A 23,373-nucleotide genomic window follows, 5' to 3' on the forward strand; every position below is an offset into this window, starting at 1 on the left:
GTTATAGAACAGTTCAGCGAGGTGTGAACCATGAGCACGGGCCATTCGGAGCTTCATACGAAGCATGAACAAATTACGAAATATATTGAATCTTTGGCTGTAGGCACCAAGCTATCCGTTCGGCAAATCGCTCAAGACCTGGATGTGAGTGAGGGAACGGCTTATCGGGCTATCAAGGAAGCGGAAAATATTGGTCTGGTGAGCACCAAACGGCGGATCGGCACGATTCGCATGGAGAAGAAAGAAGAACCCGTCATTGATAAATTAACGTTCGCGGAAATCGTGAATGTGGTGGAAGGCGTTGTGCTGGGTGGTTCTTCGGGTATACATAAGTCCCTGAACAAATTCGTGATTGGCGCGATGCAGCTGGAGGCCATGCTGAAGTATATTGAAGCAGGCAATTTGCTCATTGTCGGCAATCGTGTACAAGCACACATGTGTGCACTAAGTCAGGGCGCTGGCGTATTGATTACCGGTGGTTTTGATACCACGCCTGAAGTCAAGGAGCTTGCAGATGAACTACAGCTGCCTATTATCGGAAGCTCATTCGATACATTCACGGTTGCCACGATGATTAATCGAGCGATGGAAGATCGCCTCATTAAGAAAAAGATCATGATTGTCGATGACATCGTGCGCAAAGACAGCCCTATTTATTCGCTGCTCGCGACTAACACGGTCAAAGACTTGCAAAAGCTGGTTGAGGAAACGACGCATACCCGGTATCCTGTCATCGATGAGGATCAGGTGCCGATTGGCATGATCACGACCAAGGATATTATTGGCGCCAAACCGAATCAGCTTATTGGCACCCTAATGACACCGAATCCGCTTATGATTAACTTGAAAACGTCGGTAGCATCAGCTGGACATACCATGGTGTGGGAAGGCATCGAGCTGCTGCCCGTCATCGATACCGATCGCAAGATGATCGGTGTCATTAGTCGTAAGGACGTTATGAAAGCGATGCAGCATATGCAAAGGCAGCCTCAGAACGCTGAAACGTTCGAGGTACAGATCTATTCGGGGATCGACGAGCTTCGAGATGAGGAAGGCAAGTTGTATTTCCAAGGAACGGTTACACCGCAAATGACGAATTTCGAAGGTTTGGTCTCTGAGGGTGTACTGACTACGATAATGATTCGTGCGGCTTACCGCACGGTTCAGGAACACAAGAAAGGAGATCTTATTCTAGATAGTTCTTCCAGTTATTTTCTGATCCCGCTGCAAATTGATGACGTCATCGAAATCGTACCTTCGATCGTGGAGATGAGCCGCAGATTTTGCAAGATTGATATGGAAATCAGAACGAACGGTACTAGAGTCGCTAGATCCATGTTTACGGCACGAATTTTATAAGTATAAAGGAAGAATTGCCACCCGTTGAGGTGGCTTTTTTTTGTTTATGGAAGCATAAGTTTGGACTGAGAATGATATGTATTATTTATCAAATGGCGAAGTGCGGGCTGGTTAATTATGTTTTTCTAATTGAACTGGGGGAGGAGTCACGGCAAATGAATGCATGGATCTTCTACTTAATGTTAGCTTTAGCGCCATGGGGGAATGTGGGGAATCCGGATGAAAACCTCAATCAGGTTTGCTCCAGCATTAATGAAAGCGCAATCATTAGGCCGACAGTGGATACCAAAGTTATTCATTATACCAATCAAGCTATTTTTCTTACCTACCACCATCTGGATGACAACGAGTCATTTGTGACGATTTCCCCAACTAAATTCAATCAGCACCTCCAGGTATTAAAAGAAAATCATTATAACGTGATCCCGATCGAAGATTATAGCTGTTTTCTAGAGCATCGAAAGTCAATTCCTCCGAATGCTGTCGTGATTACATTCGATGATGGCTATCGATCTTTTTATGAGAAGGCCTACCCTTTACTGAAAAAGCAAGGATTCCCGGCAACTAACTTTGTAGTAGTAAGTTATTTGGATTCTGATTATCCGTCTCTGCCCTTTCTGACTTGGAAGCAAGTGCAAGAGATGAAACGCGATGGCTTCAGTTTCTATTCTCATACGTTTAATCTGCACCAAAAAAAGAGGGGTGACGGAGTAAACCCGGTACCGACTCTTACCAATCGCATTTTCCTGGAACAGGAAAAGCGGTTGGAGACAGAAGAGGAATGGAGAACAAGAGTCCGTGAGGATCTTTGGATGGCCGAAGCCATGTTAAAAACGCAGCTGGACAATAAGCTTTCCATGCTGTGTTTCCCTTTTGGGGAGTATAATCAGACCGTTATGGACGATGCGAAAGAAATTGGCTTCCGTTATTTTATTACGACGAAAGAAGGGATTAATTCGGGGGACAGTAGGGAAATAAATCGGTTGAATGTTGGAATGCCCTATGTTACCGCGGATAACTTTCTGAAGAAGCTGCAGAACTATGATCGTAAAAAGTGAGGGGAGAGACCTTGGCAGCCTTTAAGCTAATTCTATTGGATTTTTTCCAATAAAAGTACGAATTTCGAGGTTTGAGAAGAGATTCCATTGGAAAATTCCAATGGAAATATGAATTACGTGCTGAATACAGTTTCGAATGTCCCAAAAGGTCAAAAGACATTTGATCCCCACACGTTGTGTTCGGAAACAAAAGGGGCTTATCCCAAAAGGTCATTGTCCTTTTGAAACAGCCCCCTTCATGTGAATGTAGATGAGGATACTCCTTATTTACGTGAGGCTATCTTCATCAGCACTACCAGATTGTTCTGTTCGTGCTTCTGCTAATTGGGCATGTGCTTGGTCAAGCTGTTCGTGTGCTTCCTGAACAGCCCTTCTTCGATGAGTACTAATCGATTGTGCTTGATTCAGTTCGCTTAGGGCATCAGCTACCGCATTATGGGCTTCAATTTCTGCACTTTGTTGTTTGGATTGTTGGTCAGACATGACAGACATCTCCGATCTATTGTTTTTTTAGGCAAAGTTAATATTGCCACAATTTGACTAAATCATTCGTTATCCGTGTCGTATTCATAAATATGAGAAGGAGGTAGAATCATATGGGGGAAATCAGTTGTAATCCAATCCATTCTTCAATTCAAATGTACGGAGAGCAGTCCAATTTTTCTAAATCATGGACTGCTTTTTCATGAGGAGATATCGTGTCTTTACACGATTATTCGCAAATGATAATATTGAAAATCATACATGATATATAATATGCGATGAATTTGAGGAGGCTAATCCTGATGAATGATTTGAAGCTGCGGTATACTAGCGCTGCACTGAACTGGTCGCAAGGGCTGCCAATAGGCAACGGGAGACTAGGTTCCGTCATCTATGGCGGGATCGAGAAGGAAACCTGGAGTATGACGGAGGTCACGTATTGGTCTGGAAAAACGGAGAAGATCGAAAGCCATTCAAAGGGCAAAGATGATCTTGATCAAATGCGGCAGCATTTCTTCACAGGCGATTACAAACGCGGGGAAGAGCTAGCTCAGCGTGCATTGCAGCCTAAAAAGCAAAATTTCGGCACGAATTTGCAGATATGTAATCTTATCCTGAGTGTGGATCATCAGGGGGAAGATCTCCAGCGTGTACTAAACCTTGAAAACGCTATCTTTCATACTTCTTACAGCGTAAACGGCAACAACTTTACCCGGGAAATATTTGCTTCGCACGCGGATGATATTGTGGCTTCGCGCTTTTGGAGTGAGCAAAAAGGGGGCATTTCATTCGTATTAGAAATAGAAGGTTTGACTGACAATTTTACGAAACGGTTTGCCGAGGACGCTGCGATTACTTTTAAAGGGCAAGCAACGGAAACGATGCATAGTGACGGTAAGTGTGGAGTTTTCTGTCAAGGTATGGTCAAAGTAGTGGCACAGGGCGGAACCATTGTTGTAGAGGATAATCAAATCGTCGTAAAAAACGCAGATGAAGCATGCATTTACTTTACTGCTAATACCGATTTTGGGAAAAATGATGAAGCTTGGCTGCAAGAGTCTGAGCGCCAGCTGGCAGAAGCCATCGTGCATGGCTACACAAAGCTGAAAGAACATCACATATCCGATTATCATCGTTTGTATGGTCGAGTGAATCTTGACTTAGGTCAATCAGTCGCGTCCCAACTGCCAACGGACGAAAGAATTCGTCTTTTCCAGAATGGACAAGATGATGATCCGGAATTATTTGCCTTATTTTATCAATATGGCCGCTATTTGATGATTTCCGGTTCACGTGCGGATTCTCCTTTGCCTCTAAATTTACAGGGCATTTGGAATGATGGCGAAGCCAATCGTATGCAATGGAGCTGCGATTATCATCTGGACATCAACACACAAATGAATTACTTTCCAACGGAAGCTAGCAATTTGGCAGAATGTCATATCCCTTTAATGAATTATTTGGAGATGTTAGCGCAAGCTGGCCGAACGACAGCGCAAGACTTTTATGGATGCGAAGGTTGGGTGGCTCACGTCTTCTCCAATGCATGGGGGTTTACGGCTCCGGGTTGGGAAACTTCGTGGGGACTGAATGTTACAGGGGGTTTATGGATTGCAAGCCAACTGCGAGAACATTATGAATTTAGCTTAGATCAGGAGTTCTTAGCGCAGCAAGCTTATCCTGTGTTGAAAGAAGCCGCCGCCTTTTTCCTGGACTACATGACGATGCATCCACAATATGGGTGGCTTGTAACCGGGCCTTCTAACTCACCGGAAAATAGCTTCTATATCGAAGACAACGTTCATCAATTGTCGATGGGATCGACACTCGATCAAGTATTGGTTCGTGACTTATTCGTCTTTTGCCTAGAGGCTGCCGATACGCTGCAAGTGGATTTCGATTTGCAAACAAAGTTGAAGCAAGCCATTGATAAGCTGCCACCCCTTCGCATTGGCAAACGGGGACAATTACAGGAATGGCTGGAAGATTATAAAGAAGCACAGCCGGATCATCGTCACCTATCTCATCTAGTCAGCTTACATCCTGGTAACCAAATCACCCTAAGAGGAACACCGGAACTAAGCGCCGCTGCAAGAACCACACTAGAAAATCGCATGTCTCGCGAGGCGTTGGAAGATGTTGAGTTCACGGTTGCCTCGTTTGCAGCGAGCTTCGCCCGACTAGAGGACGGCGAACATGCGTATAAGCATTTAACCCATTTAATCGGTCAATTGAGCTTCGATAACTTATTAACGTTTTCCAAACCGGGGATTGCTGGAGCGGAGAAACACATATTTGTCGTAGATGGAAATTTCGGAGGGACGGCGGCGATTGCGGAAATGCTGCTGCAAAGTCATGCGGGAGAAATCAATTTGCTTCCCGCCCTGCCGAGGAAATGGCATACAGGTAAAGTTTCAGGACTGCGGGCCAAAGGAAATATAGAAGTGGATATTGTCTGGGAGAACGGTGAGTTGATGGAGGCCACTATTCAAGCATTCTCAGCGGGTCAAACATTTCTGCGCTTCCGTGAACAAAGCGTTCCGCTCGTGCTAACGCCTAATTCTGTCTATACAATCGACAAGCAGTTGAAAGTGACTCAGAAGCAATAAGGAAAATTGTATGCTCAACGACCCAATTGTACCTATGCGATATTGCCCTAAATCTATATAATCAGACTTGTGGAAAGCGCTATCATATAAAAGTCATTTAAGAAAATCAGAAAAGACCCGACTAGGGGTTTTTTTTGTTGAAGAATCATGCTAATTTGTTAAAGAACGTATTCCGAAACCTCCAAAATGGAAGGGAGAATTGCCAGTGCCCAAGTATTCCAGATTATTTCGAAGGTTTCTGATCTCTTATATCGTTATTTTGATCATCCCCAGCATCGCAGGCTATATGTCATACCGTACTTCGATCACAGTCACGCAATCGATTTCCATTGAGAATAATGTGACGCAGCTTCAAAAGAGCCAAGAGATTCTGGAACGCAGAATGGCCGAAGTTGAAAGTTTTACGAGACAATTAGCTTTAAACCAAGACTTGAGTGTCCTTTTGAACGAAAAATTGGTCGATGATAAAGCAAATGTGTATGGGGTCTGGAAAATAACGAGAGATATTAAGGCCTACAGCCAAACGAATGATTTTTTGAAGCAATTCTATATTTATTTGACGAATTTTAACGTTGTTGTGACACCAGGCAATGCTTATTTTCGCCCTGAGCATTATTATCAGACTTCCCATTACAGCAATCTTTCCTTGGATGAATGGAAAAAAACGGTACTAGAGAAAACGCATAGAAGCGAAATTATGCCGCTGAGTCCGTTTGTCAATAACGGCGTGCAAACCTCAGTCGTTACCTTTATGCAATCGCTCCCATTAGACAGCTTCGGTGATTCTCCACCGGCCACGGTTGTCACCATTATTGATGAACAAACGATCAACAGTGTTTTGTCTGGGTTAAGAGATCCGAACGGCGGTTGGACGCATATTAGCGATTCGGAAGGACATACCATTAGTTTGCAGGGGATTAGTCAACTGGAAATGGATCACTTATCCGCTGATAGCCGCTTCGATAAAGGGAAAGTCAGTCAATTCTATGACGATGATCTTGTGATACGGATACAATCCAAATCAACGGGATGGGTATACAGCACAGGCATTCCAAGATATGTCCTCATGGAGAATGCGAATAAAATCAAGTACATCACTTGGTCAGTGACCGGTGTTGCTATATTGATCGGACTCTTTGTTGGATTTATGCTGTCATATCGAAATACGGCCCCGATCAATAGGCTGCTTAGTGTGATGAAAGAGCAGTTTGGCAAGGAAGCAACGACTGAACGCAATGAATATGATTTCTTGCAGGGGAATATATCGAGTATCATTACCAACAATAAGCGCCTGGAGTCTGAGCTTAATCGGCAGCTGCCATTAATCCGCGATGCCTTTTATAAAAGGTTAATTGCGGGAGAATTTCAATCGAGGGAAGAATTGATTTCTGCTGCCGCGCAGGCTGATACAGGGCTTAATATGAATGCCGGATATACGGGTATTCTGCAAATCAATGGATACTCCGGTATGGAAAGCGTTGAAATTCTCAACGAACTGAATGCGGCCAGACTCATCCTGAAACAGATTTTAATGGATTCAGGCAGCCGCCTGCATGTTCATATGACGGATTTGGGTTCAGATCGCATAGTCACTCTATTTACATCGGGAGAAAAAGATGAAGGTGAAGAAGTTGGCAAGGAAGATATCGAGCAGCTCGTGGCGAATCTAGCTGATCTGGCCTTTACCGATTATCGAATTACCATCACAGCCGCACTAAGCGATCCTTTTTCCTCTGTCATGGAGATCAGCCGTTCCTATGAGCAAGCCAGACAGGCCTTAGAATACGCTGTATATATGAATAGAAAAGGAATAGTTTGGTACAGTGATACACGAGTAGAGAGTAACACGTATTATTATCCAATCGATGTGGAGCTGCGATTAATTAGTACGATTAGGGCCGGCGATGTGGATGAAGCCGAGCGGATTGTTAAGTCGATGATCGAGCAAAATACGGAAAATCGAGAACTTTCTGTGGAGATGAAGCATCAGTTCATCGGTGAAGTGAAAGGAACGCTGCTTAAACTACTCGACCAGAAGGCTCTCATGGAATCCCCGATGTTCGAGAAAATCAAAAATCGGATCATTAGCATCCAAGCCACTGAAGCCATGGAACTCATTTCGCGTGAAATTAATGAGATTATCTCAGCCATGTGCGGTCTCATCATGAGTAAAAAGAACGATGCACACATTAAAACCGTGAAGCAAATTAATGATTATATCGCTGAAAAGTATTCAGATCCCGATTTAAATCTGTACCGGATAGCTGAGATTGTAGAGCGTCCAGAAAAATACATCTCCCAATTATTTAAAGAGGTAACGGGGACGAATTTATCCGATCATCTAGAAAAAGTGAGAATGGACCACGCAGCGACTCTTTTAAAAAGAAACCAATATAACGTGGATGAAATCGCTTCGCATGTTGGTTATAACAGTTCACATTCCTTCCGAAGGGCGTTTAAGCGAGTGATGGGCGTATCCCCCAGCTCGTTCAGACAGTCCCCAGGAGAATGAAAATCCTAATCGCTTAGGCGGTTAGGATTTTTTCTGTCTTACAAGGCTGTTGAGGGAAAAATGGCCGTTCGTATAGGAAAAATGTCCGCTGAATTCGGGTTATTTGTTCGTAAAACGACGCAATTGTACCTATACTGCAGCCACAAAAGCCCCCTATAATCAGCCATATAGAAAGCGCTAACATAACGGCGTGAGGAATTTAGGAGGGAGCATTTTGGAAAAAGGAATGGTAATCGAACGCAGCAGAGTGGTACCAAAAGAGCGCGGAGGCCTCCTCACAGCAGCGGCAAAGAGTTTTAGAAAACACTGGCAATTATATCTTATCGTCATTCCGCCAGCCTTGTTTTTCCTTATTTTTAAATACTATCCAATGTTGAATGCCGTCCTAGCTTTTAAGGATTACAACGTCACGAAAGGGATATGGGGAAGCCCATGGGTGGGATTCAAACATTTTAAGTTGTTTTTTGATAATCCGATTTTCTGGACGTTAATTAAAAATACACTCCTCATTAGCGGATACTTGCTAATCGTCGGATTTCCAATTCCGATTTTGTTAGCCTTAGCGCTTAATGAAATACGCAACGGCAAATTTAAGCGGTTTGTTCAATTAGTATCGTTTGCACCTTATTTTATATCCACCGTCGTTATGGTATCTATTATCATGCTTTTTCTAGCACCACGGTTAGGCTTTGTGAATGTCGCGATGAATCATTTCGGAATGGGATCTATCAATTTTCTCGGGGAACCCGGCATGTTTCGTTCGATCTATGTGTGGTCGGATATTTGGCAGACGGCAGGCTATTCGGCCGTTATCTTCTTGGCTGCGTTAGCGGGAGTCGATCCTTCGCTCTATGAGGCAGCCAAGGTTGATGGCGCTTCACGGTTTCAGAAAATCCGTCATATTGACTTGCCTGGCATCATGCCAACGATCACGATCGTTTTCATATTAAATGTAGGAAGTGTCATGTCGCTAGGCTTCGAAAAGATTTATCTGCTGCAAAATCCGCTGAACAAGATAAGTTCCGAAGTGATTGCCACTTACGTGTATCAAATAGGTTTATTGAACGCGAACTATAGCTTTGCAACGGCGGTGGGATTGTTTAATTCCGTTATCAATTTAATTCTGCTGGTTGGTGTAAATATGGTGGCAAAGCGATTATCGAATACGAGTATCTGGTAAATAATGGAGGAACCAAACGATGAATACGATGAAAACGACGATTAGAGATTCGGTTGGCGATAAACTATTTTTGATTAGCATCTACGTGATACTGAGCCTCCTATTAGTTGTCGTCTTATATCCGCTTATTTATATTTTTAGCAGCTCGTTCAGCAGTCCGTCGGCGGTAACTTCAGGCCGTGTGTGGCTGTGGCCAGTAGATTTTTCACTTAAGGGATATGCAAGTATCATAGAGAATCCGAAAATCGTGACAGGCTACGCCAACTCTCTATTTTATACGGCTTCCGGAACGATCATTAGTGTAGCGCTTACGATCATGATTGCTTATCCCTTATCACGTAAAACGTTATTCGGAAGAAATATGCTGATGATGCTCATTACATTCACGTTGTTATTTAGCGGAGGATTGATTCCTACTTACTTGGTTGTGAAGCAGATGGGGTTAATCGATACCAGATGGGCCTTATTGATTCCAAACGCGATATGGGTATGGCAAGTGATCATTGCAAGAACGTTCTTCCAATCCTCGATTCCAGATGAATTAATTGATTCGAGTGAAATAGACGGATGCAGCGATATCAGGTTTATGTGGAGTGTCGTGGTTCCGTTATCGAAACCAATCATAGCTGTTCTGTTCTTGATGTACGCTGTGGGTCAATGGAATTCTTACTTCGATGCTCTTATTTATCTCAAAACCGCTAATCTATTTCCACTCCAGCTCATCTTGCGCAGCATTATCATTCTTAACAATAGCTCAAATGCCACAGATGCTTTAAAACAGGTAGAAAGACAGCAGTTGGCAGAGCTTTTGAAATATTCACTGATTGTCGTGGCAACGCTTCCAGTACTCATCATCTATCCGTTTGTGCAGCGCTATTTTGTTCAGGGGATGTTGGTAGGTTCTGTAAAAGGGTAACTGAAAGAGGGATACCGTGTCTTATTGAAGAATTGAAAGGGGTGATTGACTAAAAACATAGCGTCTAAGGAGTAAACGATAGATAAGCAAACTAGTCAATTCAAAAAGGGAGCGGATTCAATTGAAAAGAAGATCGGTTAGTAGCTTGGTTTTCATCTTGATGTTCAGTATGGTTCTTGCCGCATGTTCAAGTAAAGTGGAGACTCCGGCATCGCCAAGTCCTTCAACAGGTACAGCATCGCCGAGTGCAGCACCAGCGGCGGCTAAGCCCGTAGAAATAAGTGTCTTTGCTCAACAGGCTAACGATATGGATTTGAAGACGAACCTGTTCACGAAACATTTGGAAAGCAAATTTAACGCTAAATTTAAGTTCGAAATCATTCCTTATGATGGTGCGAAGGAAAAACGGCAAATCTCCTTAGCGAGCGGCGATTATCCAGAGGCGTATATCTTAACGGCCTATATCGACCAATTCTCGCAAGCTGATCTTCTCAAGTTCGGTAAGCAGGGCGTACTGCTTCCATTGAATGATTTGATCGACCAGTATGCGCCTAATATTAAAAAGGCGATGGAGAAGGATCCAACGCTCAAAAGCTTCATTACAGCGCCAGATGGAAAAATATACGGACTTGGCTCTTATACGCAATGTTTCCACTGTTCCTACCCGAATAAAATGTGGATCAATACAAGTTGGTTGAAAAAATTAAACCTCGAAATGCCAAAAACGACCGAAGATTTCAAGAAAGTGCTTCAAGCTTTCAAGAAGAACGATCCGAACGGCAACGGTAAAGCAGACGAAGTTCCGCTCAGCGGATCCATTGAGGACTTCGGTGTACGTGTCATTCCATTCCTGATGAACGGCTTCATCTATGATGACGACCGGAATTACCTGAACTTAGTTAACGGTAAAGTGGATACTGCGGCCAATAAGCCGGAATGGAAAGAAGGACTTGCTTATATTAAATCCTTGTACGATGAGGGCTTGATCGATCCAGGTGCTTTTACGCAAAATGCCGAAGCCTTTAAGAAAATTGGCGAGAACGCTGGCGGACAAATTCTAGGTGCAGGCGCGGGCATGCATCCAGCCATCTTCGTTAACATTGATAAAGGAAACAAAAATTCAGCTGATTATAATCCCGTACCTCCGCTCACAGGACCGCATGGTTCATTAGCAACGCATGATGGAGGCGGTTTAACTCCGGGTGCGAAATTCGTTTTAACGAATAAAGCAAGCAAAGAAGCACAAATCGCACTCATCAAAATGGTTGATTATATGTATACGACAGAAGGACAAACGAACGCAGCATCCGGTATGGAAGGCATTGATTGGAGAAAACCGAAAGATGGCGAAGTGGCGCTAGGCAAGGGAGTTACCCCTCAAATTGCAACGATTCCAACTGTAGATGGGCAGCCTCCTCGTAATGCCGGATGGAGCGGTATGGGTCACTTCTACCAGCCGAAAGAGTACAGAGACAGCTTCGTACAAGGGACGGATGTTTACGACTCAGCCAACTACGAACGCAGACTGTACGATGCGACGCTCTTGTATCAAGGTCATGAACCGAAGGAACTATTCCCGATGTGGGCGATTTGGATTGATCCAGCTCTCACTGACGAAGCAAGCATTCTGCAAACAAACATTAAGAACTATATTGATCAAAGTTCGCTTCAATTTATTACAGGGAATAAGGATTTGACGAAGGATTGGGATGCTTATGTGAAGGGTCTCGAAAACTTGAAAGTCGGCAGATACCTTGAAATTCTGCAAAAGGCTTACGATACGGCAGCAATAAAAAAATAACGATCGATGAAGAAGTGGCCAGGTGTTTGTTCCAGAAATAAAGCACCTGGCTCTTTTTTACGAATTTTAACACTAAAGGGGATGTATGATGTGGGATATATGATTAAGAAGACTAGATTATGGCTGCTGGTTTTTAGTTTCTTTATCACTTTGTTTGCTGTCTTTATTCCGAAGGATCAACCCGTACAGGCAGCCGATAATGGACTAGCTCAAAAACCCTACATGGGCTGGAGCAGCTACAGTATGCAAGTGTATAACAGCGGGAATTGGATTACAGCTGCGCAGATTATGGCGCAATCTGATGCTATGCATGCCATTTTGCAACCTCATGGTTACAATTATATCAATGTAGATGCAGCTTGGAATGGCAGCATGGATGAATATGGACGCCCGCAACCAAGCACCACTTTGTATCCGAATGGTCTTAGTGAGGTCATCAATCATGTACATAACAATGGACAAAAGTTTGGTCTCTATTTTATACCGGGGATGTCACCGCAAGCGTACGACGCCAACTTGCCGATTTATGGTACCTCCTGCCACGCACAAGACATCGTGGTACTTCCACTAACTACGTCGGATTATTGGAATATAGGCTATAAAATTGACTTCTCTAAGCCATGTGCTCAGAGCTATATTAACTCCATTGCCGATGAGATTGCCTCATGGGGTGTTGATTTTGTAAAATTCGATAGCGTAACACCGGGCTCTGGACATAATGACACGTCTATTGATGCTCGCGGTGATGTCAAAGCGTGGTCACAGGCACTCGCCCCGCACCATATTTGGTTCGAGCTATCGTGGGCGCTGGATATTAACTACGTTGACACTTGGAAAAAGTATGCGAATGGATGGCGTGTCGACTGGGATATTGAATGTTATTGTGGAAAAGCGGGACTAACCAATTGGGCGAATATCGCAAGGCTATTTCCGCGAGCAGGTGAGTGGTGGCGTCACGCAGGTCCGGGCGGATGGAATAATTTCGATTCCTTGAATATCGGTAACGGCGCCATGGACGGCATTACACCGGATGAGCGGCAGACAGCTATGACTTTCTGGGCCATCTCGTCGGCCCAATTATACACAGGCAATGACTTAACCAATCTAGACGAGTTCGGCATTAAGCTGTTGACGAACGATGAGGCAATCGCCGTCAATCAGGCCGGTAAGCCGGCACATCCCGTATCTCTCGCATCAGATCAGCAGGTCTGGTATGCGAACAACGGTGATGGTACGTATACCGTTGGATTGTTTAACCTGGGAAGCTCGAACGCGACGGTCAATGTCAATTGGAGCGATATCGGTTTAAGCGGAGCTGCCTCTGTACGTGATTTGTGGAGTCATAGCGATCTAGGTGTTTTTAACTCGAGCTTCAGTTCAGGGGATTTAGCGCCTCATGCTTCTCGTTTGTTGAAGGTTACATCACAAGGCGGCGTTTCCTCCATCAACGATGATGATACGGGAATTTCCTACACGGGCGATTGGCAGCGAAACAGCAACAGGGGGCTGGGTGCCACGCAGAATCTTGCCATCACCGTGATTGATTCCCTGGCACAGAATAGCACGATCAGCCCGTCTACCGGGAACTTTGATAAAAATGTAACCGCTCAGACCGATGTAACGACTTCGATGACTTTGAATGGAAACACACTAAGTGGTATTTCGAATGATGGTGTAGACTTGGTGCTAGGCACCGATTATACAGTTTCAGGTAACGCGGTCACGATCAAGAAAAGTTACCTTGCTGCTCAACCTGTCGGAACGACGCAGCTAACTTTCACTTTCAGTGCCGGAGCTAGACCGATTCTAGACATTGCAGTGAGTGACACTTCGCCTAAGAACAGCACGATCCTTCCATCGACTCGAAATTTTGACAAGAAGACAGCGCTGCAAGCGGATGTTACAACTACAATGACACTAGACGGTAATCAGTTGAGTGCTATAACGAATGGTGGAACACCGCTTGTATTCGGCACCGACTATACCGTATCTGGCAATACGATAACGATCAAGAAGGAGTACCTAGCTCTACAACCGCTCGGGACAACGAACTTGCTCATTTCCTTCAGTGCCGGAAATCCGCAAACGCTTGCCATTGTTGTAAGCAACACCTCTCAGGGCGGTTCAATTGCCATCAATAACGACGACTCGGGGATTACGTATTCGACCGCTTGGCAGCGAAGTACGAATCGAGGACTAGGCGATTATATGAATGATGTGCAGTTCACGGAGAGGAATAATGAATACTTTGAATATGCCTTTACCGGAACGGGCATTGAATACATTACTGAAATGGATTCATCACAGGGCGATGTCGATGTTTACGTGGATGGTGTATTTAAACAAACGATTAGCACGTACAATTCGAGCCGTTTAGCCCTACAACCCGTCTACGGAATTTCAGGACTATCCAGCGGTCAGCATACGCTCAAGGTTGTGAAAAAATCAGGTTCTTACATGCTCCTTGATAAATTGCGAATACTCATCGCTGATCTGATTAATCCCGTTGCGGGAAGCTTTGATAAAAAGACAACGGCACAGGCAGACGTAACGATTACTCTGACACCAAGCACCTATACGTTCAACGGCATAGCAAACGGAGCAACGACATTGGTTGCTGGTACCGACTACACGTTATCGGGTAACGTCGTAACAATCAAGAAGGAATACGTCGCAGCTCAACCTATTGGCTGGACGGATCTGACTTTCTCCTTCAGTGGGGGAGCCACCCAGACGCTTGCCATTTCAGTAATCGATAGTTCAACAACGATTACGCCGATTTCTGTTAACGATACCGATCCGGGCATTGTGTATACAGGCTCTTGGGGCTATAGCTACAATCGGGGACTCGGAGATTATCACGATGATGTTCATTATTCCGAGGCTAACAACGATTACTTCGAGTATGCTTTCACGGGAACGGGCATCGAATTGATTACGGAGAAAGATAATTCGCAGGGAGATATCGATATTTATGTAGATAACGTGTTCCAGCAAACGGTGGGTACATTTAATAATGGTCGGTTAGTCCAGCAAAGCGTATACAGTATCGCGGGACTGCCGGATGGCTCTCATACGATAAAAGTAGTGAAGAAATCAGGGTCCTATATGCTGTTGGATAAACTGAGCGTGACGCCATCAGCTGCGGGCAGCACAGTTACGGGAAGTGTGTATAGACAGGTGTCAGCACAATCGGTTCAAGTAGTACCAACGATTACGTCGATTCAGTTGACTCCGTCGGCAGCCTCAGAAATGACCGTACAAACGGCTCCCGCATCCCATGGCGCCACGGCCAGCATTAATGATACGAATGCTGCGATTCATTATTCCGGTTCATGGGGTTATAGCAACAATCGAGGACTCGGAGATTATCAGAACGATGTTCATTACACCGAGAATAACAATGATTATTTTGAATATGTTTTCAAGGGAACGGGCATCGAGTTGATCACAGAGAAAGATACTTCGCAGGGCGATATCGATATTTACGTTGACGATGTATTCAAGCAAACCGTGAGTACTTATCATTCTAGTCGATTAGCACAGCAAACGGTGTACAGCATTGCAGGATTGCCGAGTGGTTCTCATACGCTTAAAGTTGTGAAAAAATCGGGATCCTATATGCTGCTCGATAAATTAACGATAGTTGTAGGCGATCTGATGAGTCCGGATACAGGCAATTTTGACAAAATGATAACTGCACAGGCGGATGTGAGTACAACGTTGTCCCTAGGCGAGTATGTACTTGAACGAATCGACAATGGCCGAACTACCCTAGTACCAGGCACCGATTATACATTAGTAGGCAATACGTTGACGATCAAGAAGTCATACCTTGCAGCGCAGCCGGTCGGAACTACGAATCTGACATTTGTCTTCAGTGGGGATTATCAGAATGATGTGCATTTTACAGAAACGAACAACGATTATTTCACATACACCTTTAAAGGAACCGGAGTTGCTGTTATTACGGAAAAAGATGCTTCACAAGGTGAAATCGACGTATACGTGGATAATGTTTTCAAACAAACTGTTAACACGTATAATGCGACGCGGTTAGTTCAACAAACGGTGTACAGTATCGCCGATCTGTCCAACAGCTTGCATACGATCAAAGTCGTGAAAAAAACAGGCAGCTACATGCTGCTGGATAAACTAAGCTTTACGGTTGCGCAAGTCCCGTCAACTGCAGCCGTAACGACGACTGGGGTCTCTAAGGTCAAAAGTACAAGCGCAACGATTGCCGGGAATGTAACGGCTGATGGAGGTTCTGCTGTCACATCGCGAGGAATTGTGTATGCAACAGCACCTACTCCTACAATAACTGGTTCCGGATCAACCAAAGTTGCCATTGGTTCTGGATTAGGCGTGTTTAGCGGAAAAATAAAGAAATTGAAACCTAATACGACGTATTACGCCAGAACTTACGCGACCAACGCAGCTGGAACGAGCTATGGGGCTGAAGTTACTTTTAAAACAAGTAAGCAATCCGAGAATCAGAATGATCATGAAGACGATGACCAGAATGATCAATAACTATTCGAGTACTGCGGCGAGTAAATTTTCTGAGCGTTACACCATAGGCATCTGAGATATCGAGCCCTTCTAAGTTGTCAAGGGAGGGCTCGATATTTTTATTTGATAATCCCCAATCATACATGATATATTGAGTGTAAAAAATTGAGGGTGTCACATGGGTAATAAAATTAGTCGTGTTAATTTAACTGAAGAAATTTATCGGATTGTCAAAGAAGACATTTTAACTCATAAATTAAAATCCGGCGAAAAAATTAACATTGATCAATTAGCGCGCGCTTTAGAAGTAAGCAACATTCCGATTCGTGAAGCTCTCTCTAGATTGCAATCAGAAGGATATCTGAATGTTATTCCTTTTAAAGGAATGTTTGTGAATAAGATGAGTGTCAAAGAGTTGGACGAATTATTTGAAATTAGACTGCAGCTTGAACCGTTTGCTGTTGAAAAGGCTACGCTGCTTATTCCTGATGATATCTTAGAGCGGCTGCAAGAAACTATGAATTCTCTTCAAACCCAGCAATCACCGAGATCGACTAACGGTTTGGAGACAATTAAAGAAATGAACATGTCTTTACATGGTACTATTCTTGCCTATTGCGAAAATACCAACTTACAGAATTTGGTTTGGGGGTATATTGAACAGAATCAAAGATATTTAACCTACATCCAATTGAATTTGGATATTAATTCCACGAATGAGGAATGGGTGGAACATAATGCGGTCTTGCAGAAATTAAAGCAGCGAGATCCCAAAGGCGCATCCGACGCCATGTCTCAACATATTAGTAACTCCCGCAAAAGGACGAATGCTCACTTTATGGAAGCAGGAAGTAACTAGTCGAATTTTATCAGGGGGATTGCTTTAACGGTTGATTGCAGTACGTCTTTTGGATACTGAAAAAGAGGTATTGTAGCAATCCTCTACAATATTATCATACATGATATACGATAAAAAGGAGGGTTAAGATGACTCCAATCGAAGGAGAGGAATCGCAGTTGACTGGCGGTAAAAAAATCGTTTTTCTTGGGGACAGTATTACAGATGAAGGGACGTTTATTACTTATCTGGATACATATTTTGAGCAGCGTACGTCCGACATTCCTTTTACATTCATAAACCTAGGCATAAGCAGTGAGACAGCCTCTGGATTAACCGAGGCCGACCATCCATTTCCACGTCCCTATATCCATGATCGATTAGCTAGGGCGCTACAAGAAAGCAAACCGGATTGGGTTGTTGTGGGATACGGAATGAATGATGGCATCTATTCGCCATTTTTAATTGAACGATTTCAAGCTTATCAAAATGGTATTCTTACAGCCATTCGATTGATCCATCAGCACGGAGCAAAAGCCATCATCATGACGCCTCCGCCATTTGATCCCGAATCTATGGATGCTAATGTTCTTTTGCCCGATGGTCAAAAAGATTACAGCTATAAGGAGCCATATGCACGCTACAATGATGTCCTTAGACACTATGCTAATTGGCTGCTAACGCTGGATTCAATTGCTGATGAAGTCGTGAATATCTTCGACCCACTTCTTCAGCATAGAGAAAGTGAACGCGAAATGAACCCTGGCTATCGTTCGGGTGACGGTATTCATCCCAATTCAGATGGTCATTGGATAATGGCTAAAACGCTTTTAAGCCGTTTATTTCATATTACCTTGGAACAGGTGCCTGATTTCGTAGAACATCCCGATCAATCCCCAATATTTCAATTGATTTTGCAGCGTCAACGGTTATTAGGCTCAGCATGGAAAGAGCATGTAGGTCATACCAATCCTAATAAAAAGGAAGCTTTGCCGCTGGAATTAGCCTTTAGAAAAGGCGAAGAGATCACCATGCAAATCCGGATGATCGCCGCAAAGTCTTAAGTTACACTCCCGAAATTTTCATGATTCATTGATAAATTAGAAGGCTTCCGTATATCGTAAGCGGGATAATCGTGTAAGCGCGTTTTTCGCGCTTAATTCAGACAAAAAAGTACCATCAGGGTTTGAAACTTCCCTGACGGTACTTTTTTTGCCGTTATTTTATTGAACATCAGCGACAACGAATTTGTCGTTCACTTTTTTTGTTGTATACGCTGCACCGTCTTTGGTAGTGAACTTCACTTGATCCTTCGAATTCGAAGCGTCGAACGTAATATCTTCTTTTTTGGTAGCGAGAAGGTTCGAAGTAAAGAAAGACTTTTTGTTTGTTACGATAGCATTATCCGCTTTTTGATCGGTTAGGTAATGAGCAGTTAGTTTATCTACCATTGCAGTATCGAAGTAGCTGGAAAGAAATTTCACTGCTTTTTCTTTGCCGTCTGCAGCTTTAGGGTTGAGGATAAACGCGCCGTCACTGGATTTGGCTTCCGCAAAGAGGAAGTCCACTTTCTCTTGAGCGATTCTAGCAGCTATATAGCCTTTCATATTAACGGCATCTTGGCTTTCAGCAGTTGCTTGCGGAGAAGCTGCAACGTTCGTTGTAGCCGCAGGGCTCGGGGATGATTTCGGTTGGCTGGAAGAGCAAGCTGCTCCTGTCAACATCACGGATAGTAGAATGAGTCCTGCTGCTGTTTTTTTCAAAGTCATTGTCATGCACCTCTTCATTTCATCGTTCGGATAAGTCTGATTTTGTAAAATTATCCGAAATATATATTATTTTTAATCAGCAATATAAGAATATATACGAAATTGTGAGAAATTGCAAATTCTCCTTCTTGCAGGTTAGACCTATGTGAAAAATAGTCAATGGCTGAACATTGGAAGAGGTCAATATTTTACCCGAAAAAGTAAATTCATGAACTAGACGGTAAACACCTTATTCATTATAGTGGGTTTAAAGATAACTAACCTAAAAGAGGTGTTCACTTGAATAGTCGATTATTGTTGGAAGCGCTGCAGGCTGCGGAGGCGGATCACGCTTCCCTTTTTGAAGAAGTCAGAACGCGATCCGCGGATATACGCTCTGGTATGGACAATCCGCTGCTGGATGCCCACCAGAAAGAAATCCGGCAGTTGGCTGATCAATTTCTCATGCAGCCCATCGAGGCGTTGCCCTTCAGCGCATTTCGATTATTTCAATTAAATGGTTCGAGAAAAGAATTCGAGAAGGTCTACTTCGATCGCCGACGTCGGCTTGCTGCTTTAGCAATCGCTGCCCTAACGGAAGATGATGCAGCATTCATTCCTGCACTCGAGGACATAATTTGGGCCATATGCGATGAATACACATGGTGCTTGCCTGCACACCTGAACGTTCATGATCTCGAAGCGGAAAATGATGCGTCAAAGCATGTTGATTTGTTCGCTTCAGAGACAGCGCATGCATTGAGTGAGATTTGTCATTTGTTCAAGGATCGACTCGATCCACAAATTGTTAAACGCGCACGCCACGAGGTTATGCGAAGAGTACTGAATCCGTATATGCAGCTCAAGAGTGTGTTTGGGTGGGAAACAGCAACGAACAACTGGTCGGCTGTATGCGCAGGAAGTATCGGAATGGCTGCTATTTATATGATTCAGGATTCGAGAATCCTGATGCCATTGTTAAATCGTGTTTTTGAAGCGATGGCGTGTTTCCTTGAAGGGTTCACCGAAGAGGGGGCGTGTCTCGAAGGTCTCGGATACTGGTACTACGGTTTCGGTTATTACGTTTATTTTGCAGAGCTGCTGAAGCAGCGTACAGGTGGACAGGTCGATCTGCTTCTGGTTGAAAAGAAAGCAAAACGTATTGCGGAGTTCCCGCAATTCTGCTTTTTACAGGAGAATCATGTGGCGAATTTCTCCGATTGCGGGCGTACGAGCGGTATTCAGTCTGGCTTGTTCAGCCGGCTATGCCAAAGGATTGAACAACTCCGCATCCCGTCACTGACGCATCGCCTTAATTCAATTGATCACTGCGGCCGTTTCGCAACGGCAATTCGTGATCTGGCTTGGACGGACTATGCGCTGCTGGAAAAAAGAGAAGGGCTGCCGCTTCATTCAGAGTTCCTTCAAGAAGCCGAATGGATGGTGAGCCGGTGTCAGGTTGGCGGTAAACTTATTAGCTTTGCGGCCAAAGGCGGACATAATGCAGAGCCTCATAATCATAATGATATCGGACATTTTGTCTTGGTAGTGGACGGCGTCAGGTGGTGGGAGGATCTTGGTGCCGGTTTATATACAAGACAATATTTTGGCGATGAACGTTATTCGATTCTTTGCAACAGCTCGGCTGGGCATAGTGTTCCCATCATCAATGGCTGCTTTCAAAGCGAGGGAGAGCAGTATCGATCGCAGGTAGTGGAAGTGGGTATTCAAGAAGGTAGAGATCGATTCCTATTGGATCTGCGGCAAGCTTATGACGTACCGCAACTGCTCAAATTAGAGCGATTGTTCGATTTGGACAAGCAGCAGGGCAAGTTAACGATTTCTGACAGCTATGAATTCTCGGAATCTCCTACATCGATTACTGAGCGTTTCATTACCCTTTATCCGCCAGAAGTCGGTAGGGAAGGGGAGATCATTTTAAGAGCGAGTGAAGGTCGGAATCTTCGCCTACTATATGAAGCTCGGCGGTTGCATGCAACGATCCAGACTGCTGAACATCTTGATCATTCTGGCAATTCCGAGACCGTGTATCTCATTGATTTACAGAGTAGAGATTCAGCTAGGCAGCAGGTCATATCTGTTACGCTAGAGCCTGTGTTTTAATAAGTTAATGGATGTAATAGTAATGAGCATCGAAGCCGTACTCTTTTGCATGGTCGGCTATCCATTGGAGGACAGCGTAGAGCTCCTCGAGTGCTGTTGGATACTTGGCCTCAGGCGAAAGGCTATAATTGGGGAATACGACGGCTGCCTGAGCACCAACGGCAAGCTCGCGGACCAAGCGATCATGCGTATGTGCATTTCCGAAAACCCACCCAGCACCGTGGATATACAGGATAACAGGGAGTGTCGGCGGTGAATTCTTTGGTCGCAGAATTCTCACGGATACTTCACCGCTCGGGCCACCTGCGATTGTAAGATCTTGCATGTCGACAGTTTCTTTATGGACGGGCTCGGATTGCACCTTGTCAACAGTCTCGCGCCCTTTTCAACAATTGAACTAGTATACAGCAATAATTAAGTGTTATTATGAAAGGAAATAAGTAGAAAAAGGATGTGGATAAATTGGAAGCGCTATCTATGAGTTCCCTTCAAGCAGGTAATACGTCACATAACTATGAAGTTATTCCGAATTGGGCCAAAGTACCCGAGAATGTCACGCTAGGTTACACACACGGAATTGAAGTTGATCAAATGGATCGCTTTTATTTGTTCCATACCGGAACGCCTTCTGTTGTGGTATTTGACCGCAATGGGCAATATTTGAATGCATGGGGCGAAGAATTCGAGGGAGGTGCGCACGGCTTTTATCTTCACAAAGAAGCAGGTGGCGAATTCCTTTATGTGACCGATACGGACAAAGGGATTATGGTTAAAACAACATTAACCGGCGAACATTTGTTAACGATCGGGACGCCAGATCTACCTGAGATTTATGATGCTGAACGCAAATTTGTGCCTACGGATGTAGCTGTGGCGCCAAATGGCGATATTTATATTGCGGATGGTTATGGTCAAAGCTGGGTGCATCAATATAATGCACTTGGTGACTATATTCGCTCATGGGGAGGAAAAGGCTCTGAAGTTGGGCAATTCGCTTGTCCGCATGGTATTTCCGTTGATTTGCGACGCGGAGAACCGGAACTTTATGTTGCGGATCGAGGCAATCATCGGATCCAAGTATTTACTCTAGATGGGCAATTCAAACGCGCTTTTGACCATGATATGGATATGCCTTGCAGCTTCTATTTCTACAAGGATGAAATGTATTTTCCGGACTTATACAGCCGTGTAACGGTATTCGATAAACATGATAGATTAATTACGCACTTGGGTGAGGATCGTCAAGCTAAATCACAGGAGGGATGGCCTAATCTGGATAAAGCTTACTATCGCGCAAACAAATTCAGTTCTCCGCATGGCATCTGTGTCGATTCGCGTGGAGATGTGTATGTTGCCGAGTGGATTTCGGATGGGCGTTTGACCAAGCTGGCTCGCAGTTAATTGAAATCATTATGTTGCTTATCATGCAGGAACAAAGTCACTCTTCCGAGAGTGGCTTATTTTTGTGCTCTACGCAGCTAATTTTAACTTTACCTTAAGATACGCTAACTTTTTCTGAGTAAACGATAAGCTTGTTATCCAACATGTGCGTTATAGTTGATTTGTTGATAAGAGCTACATTTTGGAGGGATAACGTTGAGTAAATCAACCAAGGAAGAAGTCGAATTTTATAAGAAAAATGGTAGCTCGCCGAGAACCTTTCAGAAGTAGTTTGTGGAAAAAGTCCCTGTTTTGTAATCATACAAAACAGGGATTAGGGACAGCCAAGTCAAAAGCTGCTGCTGGATTGGATGCAGAAATGGTATCCACTTAGCGCTCAACCGTACATTTCATGTCGATTCCCGTATAGCCGCTCCTTCTGTAGCCAAATAGGTAAGGTTCACCCACTGTGAACCTTTTTTTGATATCTACCTGCCGTCCATCCCATGGTCCAATCACAGAAAAGCGCACCATACTACTTCTATCTGTATCCTAACCTCAACAATCACCTGGTATCACCAGATATCAGCGGAACGTAGAAGCCTTATTTTGCTCAAAACTGCGTATATCACGTTTTTGCGGAACGTGGAGCCTCTATTTCCCACTTTGGGGGTGTAAAAACCGGTAAAACAAAGAAATAGAGCCTCCTCGTTCCGCTTGCCAGCCCTGCGTCGGCATAATCACCGAAATAGCGCCACCTCGTTCCCCCTGAACCTCAAATTAGCAGCTTTTATGTCCGAAATCACTCCAAAGAATTTAGATTCGATCAGCTAGCTTATCAGTAACTGAA

General features: G+C 44.1%; 14 protein-coding genes and 1 pseudogene. 12 read left to right on the forward strand and 3 right to left on the reverse strand.

The features are described 5' to 3' along the window. The first annotated feature begins 30 nt into the window (after window positions 1-30). Both NYR53_RS12410 and NYR53_RS12415 read left to right on the forward strand, forming a co-directional pair. Window positions 31-1,359, forward strand: a complete 1,329-nt coding sequence (locus NYR53_RS12410; protein ID WP_261305454.1) for a DRTGG domain-containing protein — start codon at window positions 31-33, stop codon at window positions 1,357-1,359. A 155-nt stretch (window positions 1,360-1,514) separates the two neighbouring features. Beyond that, window positions 1,515-2,417: a polysaccharide deacetylase family protein gene (locus tag NYR53_RS12415; protein WP_261305455.1), complete on the forward strand. Its 903-nt coding sequence runs from the start codon at window positions 1,515-1,517 to the stop codon at window positions 2,415-2,417. Between the two features lie 267 nt (window positions 2,418-2,684). Here the strand turns inward: NYR53_RS12415 and NYR53_RS12420 are convergent, their stop codons facing one another. Beyond that, window positions 2,685-2,900 carry a hypothetical protein gene (locus NYR53_RS12420; RefSeq protein ID WP_261305456.1) on the reverse strand — a complete coding sequence of 72 codons (216 nt, stop codon included), beginning with the start codon at window positions 2,898-2,900 and terminating at the stop codon, window positions 2,685-2,687. A 302-nt stretch (window positions 2,901-3,202) separates the two neighbouring features. On the opposite strand from NYR53_RS12420, the gene NYR53_RS12425 reads away from it, so the two are divergent. The 8 genes from NYR53_RS12425 to NYR53_RS12460 all read left to right on the forward strand — a co-directional run bounded on the left by NYR53_RS12425 (window position 3,203) and on the right by NYR53_RS12460 (window position 18,335). Beyond that, the gene (locus NYR53_RS12425; protein WP_261305457.1) at window positions 3,203-5,509 is read left to right on the forward strand and encodes a glycoside hydrolase family 95 protein; all 2,307 of its coding nucleotides are present in this window, start codon (window positions 3,203-3,205) and stop codon (window positions 5,507-5,509) included. Between the two features lie 205 nt (window positions 5,510-5,714). Beyond that, window positions 5,715-8,021 (forward strand): helix-turn-helix domain-containing protein, encoded by a 2,307-nt coding sequence (locus NYR53_RS12430; RefSeq protein WP_261305458.1) that lies wholly within the window; start codon window positions 5,715-5,717, stop codon window positions 8,019-8,021. A gap of 226 nt (window positions 8,022-8,247) precedes the next feature. Next, on the forward strand, window positions 8,248-9,201 hold the full coding sequence (locus NYR53_RS12435; RefSeq protein WP_261306346.1) for an ABC transporter permease: 954 nt from the start codon (window positions 8,248-8,250) through the stop codon (window positions 9,199-9,201). 19 nt (window positions 9,202-9,220) lie between these two features. Beyond that, on the forward strand, window positions 9,221-10,117 hold the full coding sequence (locus NYR53_RS12440) for a carbohydrate ABC transporter permease (RefSeq protein WP_261305459.1): 897 nt from the start codon (window positions 9,221-9,223) through the stop codon (window positions 10,115-10,117). A gap of 160 nt (window positions 10,118-10,277) precedes the next feature. Beyond that, the gene (locus NYR53_RS12445) at window positions 10,278-11,918 is read left to right on the forward strand and encodes an extracellular solute-binding protein (RefSeq protein WP_437180178.1); all 1,641 of its coding nucleotides are present in this window, start codon (window positions 10,278-10,280) and stop codon (window positions 11,916-11,918) included. 99 nt (window positions 11,919-12,017) lie between these two features. Beyond that, entirely contained in the window at window positions 12,018-16,454 is a 4,437-nt protein-coding gene (locus tag NYR53_RS12450; RefSeq protein WP_261306347.1) for a X2-like carbohydrate binding domain-containing protein, read from the forward strand. Window positions 16,455-16,611: 157 nt separating this feature from the next. Further along, entirely contained in the window at window positions 16,612-17,292 is a 681-nt protein-coding gene (locus tag NYR53_RS12455) for a GntR family transcriptional regulator (RefSeq protein WP_261305461.1), read from the forward strand. A 128-nt stretch (window positions 17,293-17,420) separates the two neighbouring features. Beyond that, complete coding sequence (locus tag NYR53_RS12460; protein WP_261305462.1) at window positions 17,421-18,335, forward strand: SGNH/GDSL hydrolase family protein; 915 nt, start codon at window positions 17,421-17,423, stop codon at window positions 18,333-18,335. A 159-nt stretch (window positions 18,336-18,494) separates the two neighbouring features. Here NYR53_RS12460 and NYR53_RS12465 read toward each other — a convergent pair whose 3' ends face one another. After that, a complete protein-coding gene (locus NYR53_RS12465; protein WP_261305463.1) occupies window positions 18,495-19,040 on the reverse strand; it encodes a hypothetical protein in 546 nt (181 codons plus the stop codon). A gap of 279 nt (window positions 19,041-19,319) precedes the next feature. Here NYR53_RS12465 and NYR53_RS12470 point away from each other — a divergent pair, with 279 nt between their 5' ends. Then, a complete protein-coding gene (locus NYR53_RS12470) occupies window positions 19,320-21,143 on the forward strand; it encodes a heparinase II/III family protein (RefSeq protein WP_261305464.1) in 1,824 nt (607 codons plus the stop codon). A gap of 34 nt (window positions 21,144-21,177) precedes the next feature. Here NYR53_RS12470 and NYR53_RS12475 read toward each other — a convergent pair. After that, a pseudogene (locus tag NYR53_RS12475) lies at window positions 21,178-21,528 on the reverse strand (alpha/beta hydrolase); the annotation flags it as partial. Window positions 21,529-21,620: 92 nt separating this feature from the next. On the opposite strand from NYR53_RS12475, the gene NYR53_RS12480 reads away from it, so the two are divergent. Further along, window positions 21,621-22,544 carry an NHL repeat-containing protein gene (locus NYR53_RS12480; protein WP_261305465.1) on the forward strand — a complete coding sequence of 308 codons (924 nt, stop codon included), beginning with the start codon at window positions 21,621-21,623 and terminating at the stop codon, window positions 22,542-22,544. Window positions 22,545-23,373: the final 829 nt, after the last annotated feature.

The organism is Paenibacillus andongensis (genome assembly GCF_025369935.1).
Taxonomy (GTDB): domain Bacteria; phylum Bacillota; class Bacilli; order Paenibacillales; family NBRC-103111; genus Paenibacillus_E; species Paenibacillus_E andongensis.